This window comes from Salmonella sp. K21076, assembly GCF_039650795.1.
Classification (GTDB): domain Bacteria; phylum Pseudomonadota; class Gammaproteobacteria; order Enterobacterales; family Enterobacteriaceae; genus Salmonella; species Salmonella enterica.
Map to the genome: position 1 here is coordinate 29,873 of NZ_JBCLYA010000044.1, position 18,908 is coordinate 48,780.

The 18,908-nt window shown below is 53.1% G+C and carries 17 protein-coding genes; 10 read left to right on the forward strand and 7 right to left on the reverse strand.

All coding sequences use genetic code 11. The features are described 5' to 3' along the window. Positions 1-25: 25 nt before the first annotated feature. A complete protein-coding gene (gene fucP, locus AAYN39_RS11850) occupies positions 26-1,342 on the reverse strand; it encodes an L-fucose:H+ symporter permease (protein WP_000528619.1) in 1,317 nt (438 codons plus the stop codon). A 555-nt stretch (positions 1,343-1,897) separates the two neighbouring features. On the opposite strand from fucP, the gene fucA reads away from it, so the two are divergent. Together fucA and fucO are read left to right on the forward strand one after the other, a co-directional pair. Then, a complete protein-coding gene (gene fucA / locus AAYN39_RS11855) occupies positions 1,898-2,545 on the forward strand; it encodes an L-fuculose-phosphate aldolase (protein WP_000440828.1) in 648 nt (215 codons plus the stop codon). 16 nt (positions 2,546-2,561) lie between these two features. Continuing rightward, positions 2,562-3,710: a lactaldehyde reductase gene (gene fucO, locus AAYN39_RS11860; RefSeq protein ID WP_000013573.1), complete on the forward strand. Its 1,149-nt coding sequence runs from the start codon at positions 2,562-2,564 to the stop codon at positions 3,708-3,710. Between the two features lie 91 nt (positions 3,711-3,801). Here the strand turns inward: fucO and xni are convergent, their stop codons facing one another. From xni to queF, 5 genes are all read right to left on the reverse strand, one after another. After that, complete coding sequence (gene xni / locus AAYN39_RS11865) at positions 3,802-4,557, reverse strand: flap endonuclease Xni (protein ID WP_001532501.1); 756 nt, start codon at positions 4,555-4,557, stop codon at positions 3,802-3,804. Between the two features lie 170 nt (positions 4,558-4,727). Then, complete coding sequence (gene sdaB, locus AAYN39_RS11870) at positions 4,728-6,095, reverse strand: L-serine ammonia-lyase II (RefSeq protein WP_000626388.1); 1,368 nt, start codon at positions 6,093-6,095, stop codon at positions 4,728-4,730. Positions 6,096-6,153: 58 nt separating this feature from the next. Then, positions 6,154-7,443, reverse strand: coding sequence for an HAAAP family serine/threonine permease SdaC (gene sdaC / locus AAYN39_RS11875; RefSeq protein ID WP_000859030.1), 1,290 nt, complete (start codon positions 7,441-7,443; stop codon positions 6,154-6,156). A 564-nt stretch (positions 7,444-8,007) separates the two neighbouring features. After that, positions 8,008-9,372, reverse strand: coding sequence for a nucleotide 5'-monophosphate nucleosidase PpnN (gene ppnN / locus AAYN39_RS11880; protein WP_000627966.1), 1,365 nt, complete (start codon positions 9,370-9,372; stop codon positions 8,008-8,010). Positions 9,373-9,485: 113 nt separating this feature from the next. Beyond that, positions 9,486-10,334 carry an NADPH-dependent 7-cyano-7-deazaguanine reductase QueF gene (gene queF / locus AAYN39_RS11885; RefSeq protein WP_000100463.1) on the reverse strand — a complete coding sequence of 283 codons (849 nt, stop codon included), beginning with the start codon at positions 10,332-10,334 and terminating at the stop codon, positions 9,486-9,488. Between the two features lie 68 nt (positions 10,335-10,402). On the opposite strand from queF, the gene syd reads away from it, so the two are divergent. The 4 genes from syd (at position 10,403) to AAYN39_RS11905 (ending at position 13,137) form a co-directional block, all read left to right on the forward strand. Beyond that, positions 10,403-10,948, forward strand: a complete 546-nt coding sequence (gene syd / locus AAYN39_RS11890) for a SecY-interacting protein (protein WP_000343990.1) — start codon at positions 10,403-10,405, stop codon at positions 10,946-10,948. 609 nt (positions 10,949-11,557) lie between these two features. Then, positions 11,558-11,887: a YqcC family protein gene (locus AAYN39_RS11895; protein WP_000207010.1), complete on the forward strand. Its 330-nt coding sequence runs from the start codon at positions 11,558-11,560 to the stop codon at positions 11,885-11,887. After that, entirely contained in the window at positions 11,887-12,669 is a 783-nt protein-coding gene (gene truC, locus AAYN39_RS11900; protein WP_000890022.1) for a tRNA pseudouridine(65) synthase TruC, read from the forward strand. Before AAYN39_RS11895 ends, truC begins: the two co-directional genes overlap by 1 nt. Before the next feature lie 18 nt (positions 12,670-12,687). Further along, positions 12,688-13,137: a flavodoxin gene (locus AAYN39_RS11905; protein WP_000807735.1), complete on the forward strand. Its 450-nt coding sequence runs from the start codon at positions 12,688-12,690 to the stop codon at positions 13,135-13,137. 149 nt (positions 13,138-13,286) lie between these two features. On the opposite strand, the gene AAYN39_RS11910 is transcribed toward AAYN39_RS11905, so the two are convergent. Beyond that, positions 13,287-13,538 carry a hypothetical protein gene (locus AAYN39_RS11910; RefSeq protein WP_001626563.1) on the reverse strand — a complete coding sequence of 84 codons (252 nt, stop codon included), beginning with the start codon at positions 13,536-13,538 and terminating at the stop codon, positions 13,287-13,289. Positions 13,539-13,617: 79 nt separating this feature from the next. Between AAYN39_RS11910 and gudP the strand changes: the two genes are divergently transcribed. From gudP to AAYN39_RS11930, 4 genes are all read left to right on the forward strand, one after another. Continuing rightward, positions 13,618-14,976, forward strand: a complete 1,359-nt coding sequence (gudP, locus tag AAYN39_RS11915; protein ID WP_000097011.1) for a galactarate/glucarate/glycerate transporter GudP — start codon at positions 13,618-13,620, stop codon at positions 14,974-14,976. Continuing rightward, positions 14,973-16,313 (forward strand): enolase C-terminal domain-like protein, encoded by a 1,341-nt coding sequence (locus tag AAYN39_RS11920; protein WP_000211809.1) that lies wholly within the window; start codon positions 14,973-14,975, stop codon positions 16,311-16,313. The genes gudP and AAYN39_RS11920 overlap by 4 nt, the downstream gene beginning before the upstream one ends. Before the next feature lie 20 nt (positions 16,314-16,333). Further along, positions 16,334-17,674, forward strand: a complete 1,341-nt coding sequence (gene gudD, locus AAYN39_RS11925) for a glucarate dehydratase (RefSeq protein ID WP_000107119.1) — start codon at positions 16,334-16,336, stop codon at positions 17,672-17,674. Between the two features lie 77 nt (positions 17,675-17,751). Beyond that, entirely contained in the window at positions 17,752-18,894 is a 1,143-nt protein-coding gene (locus AAYN39_RS11930; RefSeq protein WP_000706477.1) for a glycerate kinase, read from the forward strand. The last annotated feature ends 14 nt before the right edge of the window (positions 18,895-18,908 follow it).

The window sequence follows — 18,908 nt, forward strand, 5'->3', positions numbered from 1 at the left end:
TTCCTCACGTTATTCGGATAAATGTTCAGTTTGTCGCCGCTTGTGAACGGAAACGGGCAAAAATGAAGATGACGGCAAAGCACAATGCCGGAACCAGTTCGGCGGTCGGGATTTTGCCTGCGGCGTCGCTAACGAAGCCCATTACTGGCGTGACAATACCGCCGCCAATAATGGTCATGACGATAAAAGACGAGCCGTACTTAGTGTCCTGTCCCAGATTTTTGATACCCAGCGAGAAGATGGTTGGGTACTGGATTGACATAAATGCGCTACACAACGTCAGCGCCAGCAGGCCGATATGTCCGCCGCTAAAGGCGGAAATCAGACACAGGAGCATGGCAAGCAGGGCATAGGCGGCCAGCACTTTATGCGGCGCGAAGCGGCTGATAAGCCAGGTCCCGGTGAAACGGCCGATAAAGAAGCACACCATCGTGCCGGTCAGGTAGTTGGCGGCGAAACCGGGCGTCATTCCAGGGATCTCCTCAATGGCGTAGCGGATCAGATAGCTCCAGCAGGCGGTTTGCGCCCCCACGTAGCAGAACTGCGCCAGCACCGCCCAGCGCCAGTGGCGGATACGGATGAGTCGGGAGAGAGAAGATAAGAAAGAGCTTTGTTTAGCATCGCTATGATCGTCACTTTGCAGGGCCGGAAATTTGGTCAGCATAATCAGCAGCGCAACTACTAATACGATGGCGACGATAATCATGTATGGCGTTTGTACCGATAACACCAGGCTGTGTTTATAGGCGCTAAGCTGATCCGGCGTCATTTTATCAAGCGCTTCTTGTGATTGATGCGGCACGTTAGACAAAATAAGGCTTTGCCCAAACACAACGGCGATAATAGCGCCAAAGGAGTTAAAAGTTTGCGCCAGATTAAGCCGGAAATGTCCGCCGCTTTCTGGACCTAATGCCGTCACAAAAGGATTGGCCGCAGTTTCAAGGCAGCCTAAACCGGCGGCGATGATAAACAGGCCAATTAAAAATAATGTGTAATTCATTATCTCGGCGGCAGGCCAGAATAATGCGGCGCCAAAAGCATACAAAAAAAGTCCAGTGATAATCCCTGCTTTATAACTGAGTTTTTTCATCAAAATCCCAGCGGGAATTGGAATGACGAAATAACCGAAATAAAAGGCTGACTGAATAAGTCCGGCCTGGAAGTTAGTTAGCGTAAAAGCTTGTTGAAACTGCGGTAATAAAATGTCATTCAGATTATTGGCGACGGCCCACAGAAAAAATAGCGAGCAAAGTAAGGCGAATGGAATAATGTAGCGCTTGCTTTTGCTTTGCTCTGCATCCACAGCACGAAAACTCTGTGTTTGTATTGTTGTGTTTCCCATAGCATCCTCATCGGTTCAGAAGCTTTTGCGTGCGGTCGGTTCTGGTCACCAGACCGTAAAATTAGGTGAGTTCGCTTTTCTTACCGGTAATAAATTGGCGTCCGGAATGAACTCATGGAGTCATTTTCAAATAAAAAAGGCCTTTTAATATGATGGCGGTCACATTTATACCTGAGAGCATAGCGTTCTGTGATTATCATCACTTTAATTTTCATAAAAAAATGACCGTTTGAGATGTTTAATTTAAAAAACCACAGGCTGAATGCCCGAATTAAATTATTGCTACGAAAACGGTCAGTGGTAACTTATTTTTCATCTTTGCCCGTTTTGAAAAATATTATTAAGAGCGGGCATTTATCGGCGAGAGAAATGGCAGTCGTCTGGTTTATCGTGGCGAATTAATTGATGTGTATCACAAAATATTGTTATTTAAATTCCCTTCTCTTTATTCAGTATGATGATAGTTGCTAACTATTCGATTATTTCAACAGGACAGCAGCGTGATGCGAAAGGCGGTTTTGTTGTCTCATTTTGAATCACAGAGAGAGGTAAATAATGGAACGAAATAGACTGGCTCGGCAGATTATTGATACCTGTCTGGAAATGACGCGGTTAGGGTTAAATCAGGGGACGGCAGGTAACGTGAGCGTACGTTATCAGGGCGGAATGCTGATTACGCCGACGGGGATCCCCTACGAGAAGCTGACAGAGTCGCACATTGTCTTTATTGATGCAGACGGTCAGCATGAGCAGGGCAAGCTGCCTTCCAGCGAGTGGCGTTTTCATATGGCGGCATACCAGACGCGCCCTGACGCCAATGCCGTGGTACATAACCACGCTGTCCATTGTACGGCAGTCTCGATCCTGAATCGCCCGATTCCGGCGATTCACTACATGATTGCCGCCGCGGGGGGGAACTCTATTCCCTGCGCGCCCTACGCCACTTTTGGCACCCGCGAACTTTCTGACCATGTTGCCGTGGCGCTTAAAAATCGTAAAGCGACGCTGTTACAGCATCACGGGCTTATCGCTTGTGAAGAAAATTTAGACAAAGCGTTGTGGCTGGCGCATGAAGTGGAAGTGCTGGCGCAGCTCTATTTAAGTACGCTGGCCATTGTCGATCCGGTACCGGTACTGGATGACGAGGCGATCGCTATCGTACTGGAGAAATTTAAAACTTACGGATTACGTATTGAAGAGTGATGTCAGGAGACAGGCGATGGCGAACAGAATGATTCTGAATGAAACGGCATGGTTTGGCCGGGGAGCGGTGGACGCATTAACCGATGAGGTGACGCGCCGCGGTTATCATAAGGCGCTGATTGTTACCGATAAAACGCTGGTGCAATGCGGTGTGGTCGATAAGGTTACAAGCAGAATGGATGCCGCAGGGCTGGCGTGGGAGATCTATGCGGGCGTGATCCCTAATCCTACGATTTCCGTTGTCCAGGAAGGGCTTAAGGTCTTTACCCAAAGTGGCGCGGACTATCTCATCGCCATTGGCGGCGGTTCTCCGCAGGATACCTGCAAAGCGGTCGGTATTATCAGTAACAATCCGGAATTTGCCGATGTGCGCAGTCTGGAAGGGCTATCGCCGACCCGTAAACCCAGCGTGCCGATTATGGCGATCCCGACAACGGCGGGAACCGCGGCGGAAGTCACTATCAATTATGTGATTACCGATGAAGAGAAACGGCGCAAATTCGTTTGTGTCGATCCGCATGATATTCCGCAGGCGGCATTTATCGATGCCGATATGATGGACGGTATGCCGCCCGCGCTGAAAGCGGCAACGGGCGTGGATGCGCTAACCCATGCTATTGAAGGCTATATTACCCGGGCCGCATGGGCGCTGACGGATGCATTACATATCAAAGCCATTGAGATTATTGCTGGCGCGCTGCGCGGCGCCGTAGCCGGAGAAAAAGAGGCCGGTGAGGCGATGGCGCTGGGGCAATACGTTGCCGGGATGGGGTTTTCCAATGTGGGGCTGGGACTGGTGCATGGGATGGCGCATCCGTTGGGCGCGTTTTACAACACGCCGCACGGCGTCGCGAATGCTATTTTGCTCCCGCATGTGATGCGTTTCAATGCCGGGTCTACCAACGAGAAATTCCGTGATATCGCCCGGGCGATGGGGGTGAAGGTAGAAGGATTGAGCCTTGAAGAGGCGCGTAATGCCGCAGTGGAAGCCGTATTTACGCTAAATCGCGATGTGGGAATTCCGCTGCATTTGCGTGATGTCGGCGTTCGAAAAGAGGATATCCCGGCGCTGGCGCAGGCGGCGTTCGATGATGTCTGTACGGGCGGCAATCCGCGTGAAGCGAGTCTGGCGGACATTGTCGAACTGTATCATACCGCCTGGTAATTTTGCCGGATGGCGCTGCGCTTATCCGCTCTACATTTCGTGCAGTTCTGTAGGCCGGATAAGGCGTTCACGCCGCCATCCGGCAACAAAACTACCGTACCAGCCGTAGCTGCTGTAAGTTTCCGTCGATATGTAAATCGGTTTGCAGACGTGCAATATCGCGGCAAAGAAATGCCATTTCTTTATGCGTCTCAAGCTTTTTGCGCCACTTTTCCGGCACCTCGTCCAGATGGGCGTAAATTCCCTCCAGATTTTGAAACTGAACCAACAGCTGGGTCGCGCTTTTAGGGCCGATACCGGCAACGCCGGGGACTTTCGAACTACTGATTCCTGCCAGACCCCAGTAATCCGGCAACTGCCGGGGGAGTACGCCAAACTCTTTTTCAATAAACGGCGCGTCCAGCCAGCGTTTCTGGAAGTAGTCGCGAATGCGCAATCCCGGAGAGAGCAACTGGCAATAGCCTTTATCGGTTGACACAATGGTTGCCTGGTGTCCGGCTTCGGTAACTTTTAGCGCCAGCGTCGCCGCCAGATCGTCCGCTTCGTTACCGTCTGATGCCCAACAGCGTACGCCGCGCTGTTCAAACGCGGCGCGTAGGGCGGGCATTTCATTATGTAAATCGTCAGGCATCGGCGGACGTCCTGCTTTGTAGTCCGGCAAACGCTGATGACGCCAGCCGCTGCTGCGCGCGTCGTCATCAAATACCGCTACGGCATGGGTTGGCTGGCTGTGGATAATCAATTGATCGAGCGCGTGTTGGCAGGTTTCCACACAGGGCGATCCCTGAACGGCGTGAATACGGCGAATCAAATTGAGCGCGTCGACGATAAGCAGATGAGCAGCCACGGTGTTCTCCCTTACAAACCTGCGCGTAGGGTAACATTCACGGCGGGGGGAGGCGAGCATTGCGAAATCGCGCTATCCGTAGACCTGATAAGCGAAGCGCCATCAGGCAACAAAAGCCGGATGGCGGCGAGCGCCTTATCCGGCCTACAGATCCTAAAATGTGCTGAGAATTAATCGCAGGTAACGATCTTCATCGCCAGGCCGCCGCGCGAAGTTTCGCGGTACTTAGCGTTCATGTCTTTACCGGTTTCGTACATGGTCTCAATCACTTTATCGAGGCATACGCGCGGTTCGCTGGTTCGGCGCAGCGCCATACGCGCGGCGTTGACCGCTTTGACTGAAGCAATCGCGTTACGCTCAATGCAGGGAACCTGGACCTGACCGGCAACCGGATCGCAAGTTAGCCCCAGATTATGCTCCATGGCGATTTCTGCGGCGATACACACCTGCGCCGGACTACCGCCCAGCAGCTCGGCCAGACCCGCTGCCGCCATGGAACAGGCCACGCCGACCTCTCCCTGACAACCCACTTCGGCGCCGGAAATAGAGGCGTTCATCTTATACAGCGAGCCAATCGCGCTGGCGACCAGCATATAGCGAGCAAGTGAGTTAGCATTTACTTCGCGGATAAATTTGTCATAGTACGCCAGCACCGCCGGCACAATACCACATGCGCCGTTAGTCGGGGCAGTGACTACTCGTCCGCCTGCGGCATTCTCTTCGTTCACCGCCAGCGCGAACATATTGATCCAGTCGACGACCGCCATCGGATCGGTGGTGGTCTTATCCTGACTGACCAGCATCCGACGCAGCGCCGCCGCGCGACGCGGAACGCGCAGTTTGCCCGGCAATACGCCCTCGGTGGTGATACCGCGCTCAATACCGCTGCGCATCACCTCCCAGACCTTGGCGAAGTGCTGCTCCAGCGCTTCTTTACTGTGCAGAGCCAGTTCGTTTTGCATCATCAGACCGGAGAGCGACAGACCCGTCTCCTGGCAATGGCGCTGTAAATCCGCGGCGGTTTTATAAGGATACGGTACGTTAACGGGTTCGCTATTTGTCAAACCAAAGTGCTCTTCATCGACGATAAAGCCGCCGCCAATGGAGTAGTAGGTTTGGCTGTAGAGCACTTTATTGCCCGCCAGCGCGGTAATACGCATCCCGTTCTCATGCAGAGACAGGTTGTCGGCGTGGAAATTCATGCACTTATCGACCGGAAATTCGACTTCATGCTGCCCATTGGCCAGTAGTAAACGCCCATGGGTGTTCACATCCTGGATAAAGGACGGAATGGCGTCGATATCGACGGTGTCCGGCAGATTCCCCGCCAGGCCCATAATAATGGCGATATCAGTGTGGTGGCCTTTACCCGTCAATGACAGAGAGCCGTAGACATCCACCACGACGCGGGTGACATCTGTAAGAATATGGCGGGCAATCAGATCGTCCGTGAACTGCTTGCCTGCTTTCATTGGTCCGACGGTGTGAGAACTGGAAGGGCCAATGCCGATTTTAAAAATATCGAATACGCTAATCATAGGGCATCCATTGCGGTTGTATCATAGAGAAGCGCCGCGGTAAGCGGCGCTAAAGGACTTAGCTGAACAGTGAGTAGAAAATAGCGGAGATGGCAATCAGGCCCATAATCACAACGAATACGTTGCTGATATGACCGCTGTACTTACGCATTGCCGGTACTTTCTGGATGGCATACATCGGCATCAGGAACAGAATCATCGCGATGATCGGGCCGCCCAGGGTTTCAATCATGCCCAGGATGCTGGGGTTCAGCGTCGCCACAATCCAGGTGGTGACCAGCATGAACAGCGCGGTAATTTTATTCAGTTTGTTGATTTCGATGGATTTACCTTTACCACGCAGCGATTTAATCACCATCCCGTTAAAGCCTTCACGCGCGCCCAGGTAGTGGCCGAGGAAGGATTTGGTGATAGCAATCATCGCAATGATCGGCGCCATCCAGGCGATGATCGGCGCGTTAAAGTGGTTCGCCAGGTAAGACAGAATAGAGATGTTCTGCTCTTTTGCCGCTGCCAGATCTGCCGGCGTCAGGCTCAGCACGCAGCTGAAGACGAAGAACATCACGGTCAGCACCATCATGATGTGGGCGAAGGCCAGAATTTTAGAACATTTCTTCTCAGCGCCTTCACCGTACTCTTCACGCTTCGCAACCGCGAAGGAGGAGATGATCGGGGAGTGGTTGAAAGAGAAAACCATCACCGGAATCGCCAGCCACAGCGTCATCCACAGACCGTTACCGGTAGACGCGGCGGAATCAAAGGACAGAGTTTCCAGCGCCGCGCCGTTCCACTGCGGGATCAGGTACAAGGCCAGCAGCATCAGCGCAGCGACGAACGGGAATACCAGGATACTCATCGCCTTAACGATCATTTGCTCGCCGAAGCGCACGATGGTCATCATGCCAACAATCAGGATCAGGGAAAGAATCGCCCGCGGCGGCGGATTAATCGCTAACTGGTGGGTCAGGAAGCTTTCCACGGTATTAGTAATCGCCACGCTGTAAACCAGCAGGATGGGGTAAATCGCGAAGAAGTAGAGCAGGGTAATCAGTTTACCTGCGCCGATACCGAAGTGTTCCTCAACGACTTCAGTGATGTCTTCACCCGGGTTTTTACCGGACAGCACGAAGCGGGTTAAACCACGGTGTGCGAAAAAGGTCATCGGGAAAGCGAGAATCGCCATGATGATGAGCGGAATCATGCCGCCGACGCCTGCGTTGATCGGCAGGAACAGAACGCCCGCGCCGATTGCCGTGCCGTAAAGGCCCAGCATCCACATGGTATCCGTTTTGCGCCATGCGCTTCGAGAGTCAATCGAAGCAATCGTGCTGGTCTGAGTGGTTTTCATCTATTTCTCCTGGAGGATGCTAAAAATCAGGTTGCTGGTCTAATCCAATGAAAAAAGACCTGATCGTAAAATGAAATCTGCTTAGGGACGCTTTTTATATAATTTTTCGCCGTAATAATTTTCGGGCGGAAAGATACATTTAAGTGATGAATCTATCAGTGATCCCGATCTCAAATGCAATAATCCGCTTCTTACATGGATAAATTTGGACCATTAATCTATTAAAAAAACGTCATAACGAATTTCCGGGCGCGAAGGCTACCATTAACGATATAAGGCCGGAAAGATTGGGGCGCAAGATACGGAGGTTTGACTATAAAAATCAAGGTTTTTAGTGGATTCTTGCGAAGAATGAGAGTTTGAACCGATAAATCACGGTAAGAGGAGTCAGGTAAACGTTTGCCTGGCAATCTATTTATGGTAAATTATAAATGGTGTTTATAAAACAATGCGGGCTATACCTCTGATGATCATCATAAAAAATGAAGGCATACGTGAATCGCCATACCGCAATGAAAGGAATGGGAGAAGCGCCCGGCTGCTGGCGGCAACCGGGCATAAGCGTTAAGCGCAGATCTCGTAACAGGGGATGTAGGCGGAACCCGGCAATTTCATACGATGCTGCGCGACGAATCCCTGCAGCAGATCGTCCATGCGACGCATCATCTCTCGATCGCCGTGGATTTTATACGGACCATTAGCTTCAATGGCGCGTATCCCGACCTCCTTCACGTTCCCCGCGACAATACCGGAGAAGGCGCGCCGCAGATCCGCCGCCAGAATCTCAACCGGCTGATCCGGGTACAGTTTCAGGTTGGCCATATTCTCATGCGACGGCTCAAACGGCACCTGCAGATCCGGTGCAATACGCATCGACCAGTTAAAACTATAGGCGTCGCCAGTATCGCGGCGATTCTCTTTCACTTGCGGCATCGCTTTCTTCATCAGCCGCGCTACCTCCGCCGCATCGTCAATGATGATGCGGTAATGACGGCGGGCCGCTTCGCCCAGCGTATGGGTAATAAACTCATCCAGCACGCGGAAGTAATCGGCGCTCTCTTTTGGTCCGGTCAGGATCAGCGGCAGCACCTGATTTTTATTGGCTGGATTCATCAGAATCCCCAGCAAATAAAGCAGCTCTTCCGCCGTACCCACGCCGCCCGGGAAGATGATGATACCGTGTGCGATACGGACGAACGCTTCCAGGCGTTTTTCGATATCCGGCATGATGATCAGTTCGTTCACCAGCGGGTTAGGCGGTTCAGCCGCAATAATGGAAGGTTCAGTCATGCCGATAAAGCGGCTGTCTTTATAGCGCTGCTGTGCGTGACCGACCGCCGCGCCCTTCATGGGGGCTTCCATCGCCCCAGGGCCGCAGCCGGTGCAGATGTTCAGCTCGCGTAATCCCAACTGCGTGCCGACGCGACGGGCATACAGGTACTCGTTTTCGTTAATTGAGTGGCCGCCCCAGCATACCACCATGTTTGGCGCTTCGCCGACGTGCAGCGCCCGGGCGTTGCGCAAAATGGAGAACACCAGATTGGTGATATGTGTTGAGCTTTCAAGATCCAGATGCTGGAAACGGCCGGCATTGTGGATCTGCCCATTCACAAAGAGAATGTCGCGCAGCACTGCGAACAGGTTAGCCTGTAGCGCACGAATAATCCGCCCGTCAACAAAGGCGTCTTCAGGCGGATTAATCAATTCCAGCTTCACGCCGCGCTCGCGGCGCAGTACGTTAATATCGAAATTTTCAAAGCAGGACAGCAGCTCTTTGCTGTTGTCGGTCAGGCTGCCGGAGTTAAGAACGGCAAGTGAACAGTTACGAAACAGTTGATACAGGTCGCTACTGGCCGTGCGTTTCAGCATGTCCACTTCCAGTTGCGACAACATATCCATTGAGCCAAGCGGGCTAATATGTGTAATCAAGTAAACTCCTTATGGGACGCAACACGCCATTCCCTGTTGATTACAATAGCCCTGGCTGATGACCTTTCACAACCTTACATGCGCAATCCGGCACGCAAAATTGACAAAAAAGATTACTGACGCGCCAGCCTGCCCGTGGCGGGCACAAAATCGGTATTGCTGCGCCAGGGATTAATGTCCAGCCCGCCGCGGCGGGTATAGCGTGCATAAACGCTTAACGTTTCCGGCTGGCAGAAGCGCAGAATGTCATTGAAAATACGCTCTACGCACTGCTCGTGAAATTCATTATGGTGACGGAAGGAGACCAGATAACGCAGCAGTTTTTCCCTGTCGATTTTGCGCCCGCGATACTGAATTTGTATCGAGCCCCAGTCCGGTTGGTGGGTGATCAGGCAGTTGGATTTCAACAGATGACTGACCAGCGTTTCTTCTACTTGCTTCTCGCCGCTGACCGCATGTTGCAGATAGTCGGTAGTAAACTGGTAGTTGTCGATACTGATATCCTGATCGTCAATACAGGTGCCGTGGAAATGGGCGACAGGCTGTCCTTCCAGCTCATCAAGACGATGAAGCCTCACGCTAACGTTGCCCTGCGCGCAGGCGCGCAGATCGCGCTCCAGCGTCTGGCGCACCGTCTCCCAGGTGTCAAAGCGCGTCTGGTTAAAGCTGTTCAGATACAGTTTAAAACTTTTGGATTCGATTAAATTAACGCTGGTGTAATCCAGTTCGACATGTCCGACGGCGACCTGCGGAAGACCCTGGCTGTTAAGCCAGGAAAGTTCATACAACGTCCAGATATCCGCGCCGTGGAACGGCAAATTATCGGCTGTTAATCCGAGCGGGTCGCGATTCAAACTGCGCGGTACGCCCTGCAGCAGGCTGGCGTCATAATTGTCCCGGTAATCCGTTGATTTTCCGAGAGTCAGGCCATCGAGAGCCTGATGGTTTTCATAAGAAGACATGTTTCACCGTCATAAACCAGATACACTATGCGTCAAGTGTATCCTGGCTTTTATGAAGAGAGAAACTGGTGGACGAACTGACAGCGCAGGCATTGAAAGCCTTTACGACGCGTTACTGCGACGCGTGGCAAGAAAAACACGGTAGCTGGCCGTTGAGCGAAGAACTGTATGGCGTACCTTCTCCGTGCATTATTTCTTCAACCCGCGATGCCGTTTACTGGCAGCCGCAGCCTTTTGAAGGCGAAGAAAATGTAAACGCGGTTGAACGCGCCTTTGATATTATGGTACAACCTGCGCTCCACGCGTTTTACACCACGCAGTTTGCTGGCGACATGCCCGCGCAGTTTGCGGATGAAAAGCTTACGCTACTGCAAACCTGGAGTCAGGATGACTTTCGGCGCGTGCAGGAAAATCTGATAGGCCACCTGGTCACGCAAAAGCGGCTCAAGCTTCCTCCCACGCTTTTTATTGCGACGCAGGAAAATGAGCTTGAGGTCATTTCGGTCTGTAATCTGTCCGGCGAGGTGATTAAAGAAACGCTGGGCACCCGCAATCGTACCGTTCTTGCCGCAACGCTTGCGGAATTCCTTACGCAACTTAATCCTCTTCTGTAATCGTTTGCCCTAACGGGTGTGAGAGATCTCTTACAAAGTCTGTAGGAGATCGCCAGGATATCAGCGGATACTGAGCCCCGTTTTCTTATGTAAGTCTATATAAAACAACTAATTAAAATGTTTTTGCGCACTTTCATATGAAAATTTACTTAAGGTATTGTCTGTAAGCGTCTTGTAAGACAAGGTGAAACAGGCGATTCTATCTTCGTCGACAGGGAGTCGTACAACGAAGCGAACGTCAGGATGATGACGCTTCAGCAGGACACGCCAGGATGGTGTTACAAGGAAAGGCTTCAGGATGAAGCAAAGTGGAAAGCGCAGGATGCGTTAAAGGACACCTCCAGGACGGAGAACGAGAGCCGATCAGGATATTCGGCGGATCTGGATAACCAGGGACGCTTCAGGATGAAGCTATCACATCGGGCGATGTGCGCAGGATGTAAACGTTCAGGATGAACAGGCCGTAAGGTCACAGGAAAAGTTGTCACGGATGAGCAGGGAGCACGAAAAGTAGCTGGAATGCTGCGAAACGAACCGGGAGCACTGTTTATACAGTGCTCCCTTTTTTTGTTATTCTTCGCGCCAGATTTTCATCATTGAGGTTTTAACATGACGACTCATGACCGTGTGCGTCAGCAGTTACATGCGCTTGAAACGCTGCTGCGCGAGCATCGCCACTGGCGGCTGGATGCGCCGCAGGCGCATTTGTTTACCAGCACCCAACCATTTTTTATGGATACCATGGAACCGCTGGAATGGCTGCAATGGGTATTGATCCCACGTATGCATACCCTACTTGATAATGCGCAGCCGCTGCCCGAGGCGTTTGCCGTCGCCCCTTATTATGAAATGGCGCTGGCGGCGGATCATCCGCAGCGGGAGGCGATCCTGGCGGTTTTGCAGGATCTGGATGCGCTATTCGTCCGCGATAAATCCTGATGCTGGAGATCCTCTATCAAGACCCGTGGCTGGTTGCCGTGAATAAACCCGCAGGCTGGCTTGTTCACCGGAGCTGGCTGGATCGCGACGAAAAAGTCGTGGTCATGCAAACGGTGCGCGACCAAATCGGCCAGCATGTTTTTACCGCCCACCGTCTCGACAGGCCCACGTCGGGCGTACTGTTAATGGGGCTGTCCAGCGAAGCGGGACGCCGTCTGGCGCAGCAGTTCGAGCAGCACCACATCCGTAAACGCTACCATGCCATTGTGCGCGGCTGGCTGATAGATGACGCGGTACTGGATTATCCGCTGGTGGAAGAGCGCGATAAAATTGCCGATAAATTCGCCCGCGAAGATAAAGCGCCCCAGCCGGCTGTAACGCAGTATCGCGGGCTGGCGACGGTCGAAATGGCGGTGCCGACCGGGCGTTATCCCACCACGCGTTATGGCCTGGTTGAGCTGGAACCAAAAACGGGACGCAAGCACCAGCTTCGTCGTCATCTGGCGCATCTGCGTCATCCTATCATCGGCGACAGCAAGCATGGCGATTTGCGACAAAACCGCAGCGCCGCAGAGCATTTTGCCTGTCGTCGCCTGATGCTTCATGCCAGTCGGCTTGAACTGACGCACCCCTTCACCGGACAGCCGTTGATAATTCAGGCCGGGTTGGATGAAACCTGGATGCAGGTGCTGACACAGTTTGGCTGGCGTGGACTTCTCCCTGACAATGAAAGGGTTGAGTTTACGGCGGCGTCCCGGCAGGATGAGACTCATCTGACATAATTCAGGGAGATACGCATAATGGCGGAAATTGGTATTTTTGTCGGGACCATGTATGGCAACTCACTGCTGGTGGCGGAAGAAGCGGAAGCGATCCTCGCCAGACAGGGCCACAGCGCGACCGTGTTTGAAGATCCTGAACTGTCCGACTGGCAGCAATATCAGGATAAGGTTGCGCTGGTCGTTACCTCGACGACCGGGCAAGGCGATCTACCGGATAGCATTGCGCCGCTCTTTCACGGCATTAAAGATACGTTGGGTTTTCAGCCAAACCTGCGTTACGGGGTGATTGCGCTAGGTGATAGCAGCTACCCCAATTTCTGTAATGGCGGCAAACAGTTTGATGCCCTGTTGCAAGAGCAAAGCGCGCAGCGGGTGGGGGAGATATTATTCATTGACGCCAGCGAACATCCGGAGCCGGAGAGCCAATCCAATCCCTGGGTTGAAAACTGGGGAACTTTACTTTCCTGAGGTAAATCCCTCCCCCCTACGGGAGGGTACCTTTTCGTTTGCTTGCGTTGCCAGTAAGCAAAATCACGACCTGTACACAGTGTAAAGTAACTGAATCGTGTTAGCTTTGGGCATATGCCCGCAAAAGCGGCAGTTTTTTACGGGCGTTTTCATGTAATCAAGCGACCTGTTTCACATTCTTCTCTTTTTACTCCTCCTGCGTCGACGCCGACGCCTTCTGATTTCATTTCCGTGAAGTGGCTTCCACTGTCCTGGGCTTTTGCCATAAACAGGCGTAATTCATCGCCAAAATACTGTGTTGTTGCACGGTGAGTGTGTGTGGCGCGCTTTTTATACTTCTCCTGCCAGTGAATAAAAGCATGCAGCGTGCAAAGCAAACGACCTAATAAAAGCTGCAACAAGGAAACGTTATCTCTGATTCCCTACCGGTTGTGCAGTTCAGAGTGAGCGTAGCTAACGCGAAATTTCAGGAGTGCAACAATGAGTTCATTAAGTCACGCGGCGAGCAGTGCGGAGAAACGCACGAACGCCCGCTACTGGATAGTGGTGATGCTGTTTATCGTCACATCCTTCAACTACGGCGACCGCGCCACATTGTCCATTGCCGGCTCAGAAATGGCCAAAGATATCGGCCTTGATCCGGTAGGTATGGGCTATGTTTTTTCTGCTTTTTCATGGGCCTATGTTATCGGGCAGATCCCGGGCGGCTGGCTGCTGGACCGCTTTGGTTCCAAACGCGTCTATTTCTGGTCTATTTTCATTTGGTCAGTCTTCACCCTGTTGCAGGGTTTTGTCGATATCTTTAGTGGTTTCGGCATTATTGTCGCCCTCTTTACGCTTCGTTTCCTGGTCGGTCTGGCGGAATCGCCTTCTTTCCCGGGCAACAGTCGCATCGTTGCGGCCTGGTTCCCGGCGCAGGAGAGGGGAACGGCGGTGGCCATCTTTAACTCCGCGCAATACTTTGCCACGGTTATTTTCGCGCCGATTATGGGCTGGCTGACGCACGAAGTGGGCTGGTCGCATGTCTTCTTCTTTATGGGCGGGTTAGGGATCATCATCAGCTTTATCTGGTTGAAAGTTATCCATGAACCAAATAACCATCCGGGCGTAAATAAGAAAGAATTGGAGTACATCGCAGAAGGCGGCGCGCTGATCAATATGGATCAGAAAGACACCAAAGCGAAAGTACCGTTTAGCGTCAAATGGGGCCAGATCAAACAGCTGCTGGGCTCTCGTATGATGATTGGCGTTTACATCGGTCAGTACTGTATTAACGCATTGACCTATTTCTTTATTACCTGGTTCCCGGTCTATTTGGTCCAGGCGCGCGGCATGTCGATTCTCAAAGCGGGCTTTGTCGCCTCGGTTCCTGCAGTCTGCGGCTTTATCGGCGGCGTGTTGGGCGGCATCATTTCCGACTGGCTGATGCGTCGTACTGGCTTCCTGAATATCGCGCGCAAGACGCCGATTGTGCTGGGAATGTTGCTGTCAATGGTTATGGTGTTCTGTAACTATGTGAACGTGGAATGGATGATCATCGGCTTTATGGTGTTGGCCTTCTTCGGTAAAGGTATTGGCGCGTTGGGCTGGGCAGTAATGGCGGATACCGCCCCGAAAGAGATCAGCGGTCTTTCCGGCGGCTTGTTTAATATGTTCGGCAATATTTCCGGTATTGTGACGCCAATCGCGATTGGTTACATCGTTGGCACCACCGGTTCCTTCAACGGCGCGTTGATCTATGTCGGCGTACATGCCCTGGTGGCCATCATCAGCTATCTGGTGCTGGTAGGCGATATTAAGCGTATTGAACTGAAACCTGTCGCAGGACAATTATCATGACAACGCAATCCAGTCCCGTTATTACGGACATGAAGGTCATTCCGGTTGCCGGACATGACAGTATGCTACTCAACATCGGCGGCGCGCATAACGCGTACTTCACCCGTAACATCGTCGTCCTCACCGATAACGCCGGGCATACTGGCGTCGGCGAGACGCCGGGCGGAGAAGTGATTTATCAGACGCTGGTCGATGCTATTCCGATGGTATTAGGCCAGGAAGTCGCCCGCCTGAACAAAGTGGTGCAGCAGGTGCATAAAGGCAACCAGGCCGCTGATTTTGACACCTTTGGCAAAGGCGCATGGACGTTTGAACTGCGGGTTAACGCGGTGGCGGCTTTGGAAGCGGCGCTGCTTGATCTACAGGGACAGGCGCTTAATGTGCCGGTCTGTGAACTGTTAGGGCCAGGTAAACAGCGCGATGCCGTCACCGTGTTGGGCTATCTCTTCTATATTGGCGATCGCACTAAAACCGATCTGCCGTATCTGGAAAGCACGCCGGGCAGTCATGAATGGTATCGTCTGCGCCATCAGGAAGCGCTGAACAGCGACGCGGTCGTGCGGCTGGCGGAAGCGTCTCAGGATCGCTACGGCTTTAAAGATTTTAAACTCAAGGGCGGCGTGCTGCCGGGCGAACAAGAGATTGATACCGTTCGCGCGCTAAAAAAACGCTTCCCGGACGCGCGTATTACCGTGGATCCGAACGGCGCCTGGCTACTGGATGAAGCCATTGCGTTGTGCAAAGGGCTGAATGATGTACTGACCTACGCGGAAGATCCGTGCGGCGCGGAGCAAGGATTCTCTGGTCGTGAAGTCATGGCGGAGTTCCGCCGCGCGACAGGACTGCCGGTGGCGACCAATATGATTGCCACCAACTGGCGTGAAATGGGACACGCGGTGATGCTCAACGCGGTAGATATTCCTCTTGCCGACCCGCATTTCTGGACCCTTACCGGCGCCGTTCGCGTGGCGCAACTGTGCGATGACTGGGGGCTAACCTGGGGCTGCCATTCGAATAACCATTTTGATATTTCACTGGCGATGTTTACCCATGTCGGCGCGGCGGCGCCAGGCAAACCCACCGCTATTGATACGCACTGGATCTGGCAGGAGGGCGATTGCCGCCTGACTAAAAATCCGCTGGAAATTAAAAACGGCAAAATTGCCGTTCCGGATGCGCCAGGACTGGGCGTAGAGCTTGACTGGGAACAGGTGCGAAAAGCGCATGACGCGTATAAAAAGCTGCCAGGCGGCGCGCGTAATGATGCAGGCCCGATGCAATACCTGATCCCCGGCTGGACTTTTGACCGCAAACGCCCTGTTTTTGGTCGTCACTAATTCTGAATAAGGACACAGTTATGAGTACTCAATTTACCACGCCTGTAGTGACTGAAATGCAGGTTATCCCGGTTGCGGGTCATGACAGTATGCTGATGAACCTGAGCGGCGCGCACGCCCCGTTCTTTACGCGCAACATCGTCATTGTTAAAGATAACTCCGGTCATACTGGGGTCGGCGAGATTCCGGGCGGCGAAAAAATTCGCAAAACGCTGGAAGATGCGATTCCACTGGTGGTGGGAAAAACGCTGGATGAATATAAAAATGTCCTGACCGCCGTTCGCAACCAGTTTGCCGATCGCGATGCGGGCGGACGCGGTTTACAAACGTTCGATCTCCGTACCACTATCCATGTGGTGACGGGCATTGAAGCGGCAATGCTTGACCTTTTGGGCCAACATCTGGGCGTCAACGTCGCTTCGCTGTTAGGCGACGGTCAGCAGCGCAGCGAAGTCGAAATGCTGGGTTATCTGTTCTTTGTCGGCAATCGCAAGGTTACGCCGCTGCCGTATCAAAGCCAGCCGGATGAGCAATGCGACTGGTATCGTCTGCGCCATGAAGAGGCGATGACGCCGGAAACGGTAGTGCGTCTGGCGGAAGCGGCGTATGAAAAATACGGCTTCAACGACTTCAAACTGAAAGGCGGCGTGCTGGCGGGCGAAGAAGAGGCCGAGTCAATCGTGGCGCTGGCGAAACGTTTCCCACAAGCGCGCGTCACGCTCGATCCAAACGGTGCCTGGTCGCTGAACGAAGCGATCAGCATTGGTAAATACCTAAAAGGTTCTCTGGCCTATGCAGAAGATCCGTGCGGCGCGGAGCAGGGTTTTTCCGGTCGTGAAGTGATGGCGGAATTCCGTCGCGCGACCGGATTACCGACGGCCACCAATATGATCGCCACCGACTGGCGTCAGATGGGGCATACGCTGTCGCTGCAATCCGTCGATATCCCGCTGGCGGACCCGCACTTCTGGACTATGCAAGGCTCTGTACGCGTGGCGCAAATGTGTCATGAGTTCGGCCTGACTTGGGGCTCGCACTCTAACAACCACTTTGATATTTCACTGGCGATGTTTACCCATGTTGCCGCGGCGGCGCCGGGCAAGATCACTGCTATCGATACCCACTGGATCTGGCAGGAAGGCAACCAACGTCTGACTAAAGAACCGTTTGAAATTAAAGGCGGCATGGTGCAAGTACCGACCAAACCGGGGCTGGGCGTTGAGCTCGATATGGATCAGGTGATGAAAGCGCATGAGCTCTATCAAAAGCATGGCTTAGGCGCGCGTGACGACGCGATGGGAATGCAGTACTTAATTCCTGGCTGGACGTTTGATAATAAGCGCCCTTGCATGGTGCGTTAAGTCAGAGCCGGTTCCGTAAGGAACCGGTCCTTCTCTGGGTGTATGCTTAACAGGATCAACATGCGTAAGGACGACTTATGAAAATAGTGATCGCACCAGATTCGTATAAGGAAAGTTTGAGTGCTCTTGAGGTAGCGACCGCCATTGAACAAGGATTTCGCGAGATCTGGCCTGACGCGGATTACCTGAAATTACCGCTGGCTGATGGCGGAGAAGGTACTGTCGAAGCGATGGTTGAAGCGACGGCGGGTCGAATCGTGCATGTTGAGGTCACCGGGCCGTTGGGGCATCGCGTCAATGCGTTTTATGGGCTTTCCGGCGATGCGCGTTCCGCGTTCATTGAAATGGCGGCCGCCAGCGGGCTGGAGCAGGTGCCGCCCGCGCAACGCGATCCGTTGAAGACCACGTCATGGGGAACCGGCGAGCTGATCCGTCATGCGCTGGATGCGGGCGTTGAGCATATCATTATTGGTATCGGCGGTAGCGCCACCAACGATGGCGGCGCGGGGATGGTACAGGCGCTGGGTGCCAGGCTACGGGATGCGCAGGGCAATGATATTGCGCAAGGCGGCATTGGGCTGGAAACACTCGCCAGCATTGATATCAGCGGCCTGGATAAGCGTTTGTCGGCGTGCCATATAGAGGTCGCCTGCGATGTCACGAATCCCCTTACCGGCAAAGAGGGCGCGTCTGCAGTTTTTGGTCCGCAAAAAGGGGCGACGCCGGAAATGATTGAACGCCTAGATACGGCATTGACTCGCTATGCGCATTTGATTGCCCGCGATCTGCATGTCGATGTGTTGGATCTGGCAGGCGGCGGCGCGGCAGGCGGCATGGGGGCGGCGTTATACGCGTTTTGCGGCGCGCAGCTACGGCGTGGTATTGAGATTGTCACCGATGCGCTTCATCTGGAAGCGTGTCTTGCGGATGCTGATTTAGTCATCACCGGCGAGGGACGCATCGACAGTCAGACCATTCACGGTAAAGTCCCTATTGGCGTGGCAAACATCGCCAAACGGTATAACAAGCCGGTAATTGGTATTGCGGGTAGCCTGACGGCGGACGTTGGCGTGGTTCATGAACATGGGCTTGATGCCGTTTTCAGCGTGATTTATACCATCTGCACGTTGGAGGACGCGCTGAAGAATGCGAGTGAAAACGTACGAATGACCGCGCGCAACGTGGCTGCAACGCTGAAAGCGGGGCAACAATTACGCTGAGTTGTAGGCCGGAT

What these genes read in the sequence shown, in the direction of transcription:
- fucP (WP_000528619.1), bottom strand. Translation starts at nt 1,342, where the DNA reads ATGGGAAACACAACAATACAAACACAGAGTTTTCGTGCTGTGGATGCA.
- fucA (WP_000440828.1), top strand. Translation starts at nt 1,898, where the DNA reads ATGGAACGAAATAGACTGGCTCGGCAGATTATTGATACCTGTCTGGAA.
- fucO (WP_000013573.1), top strand. Translation starts at nt 2,562, where the DNA reads ATGGCGAACAGAATGATTCTGAATGAAACGGCATGGTTTGGCCGGGGA.
- sdaB (WP_000626388.1), bottom strand. Translation starts at nt 6,095, where the DNA reads ATGATTAGCGTATTCGATATTTTTAAAATCGGCATTGGCCCTTCCAGT.
- sdaC (WP_000859030.1), bottom strand. Translation starts at nt 7,443, where the DNA reads ATGAAAACCACTCAGACCAGCACGATTGCTTCGATTGACTCTCGAAGC.
- queF (WP_000100463.1), bottom strand. Translation starts at nt 10,334, where the DNA reads ATGTCTTCTTATGAAAACCATCAGGCTCTCGATGGCCTGACTCTCGGA.
- AAYN39_RS11895 (WP_000207010.1), top strand. Translation starts at nt 11,558, where the DNA reads ATGACGACTCATGACCGTGTGCGTCAGCAGTTACATGCGCTTGAAACG.
- truC (WP_000890022.1), top strand. Translation starts at nt 11,887, where the DNA reads ATGCTGGAGATCCTCTATCAAGACCCGTGGCTGGTTGCCGTGAATAAA.
- AAYN39_RS11905 (WP_000807735.1), top strand. Translation starts at nt 12,688, where the DNA reads ATGGCGGAAATTGGTATTTTTGTCGGGACCATGTATGGCAACTCACTG.
- gudP (WP_000097011.1), top strand. Translation starts at nt 13,618, where the DNA reads ATGAGTTCATTAAGTCACGCGGCGAGCAGTGCGGAGAAACGCACGAAC.
- AAYN39_RS11920 (WP_000211809.1), top strand. Translation starts at nt 14,973, where the DNA reads ATGACAACGCAATCCAGTCCCGTTATTACGGACATGAAGGTCATTCCG.
- gudD (WP_000107119.1), top strand. Translation starts at nt 16,334, where the DNA reads ATGAGTACTCAATTTACCACGCCTGTAGTGACTGAAATGCAGGTTATC.
- AAYN39_RS11930 (WP_000706477.1), top strand. Translation starts at nt 17,752, where the DNA reads ATGAAAATAGTGATCGCACCAGATTCGTATAAGGAAAGTTTGAGTGCT.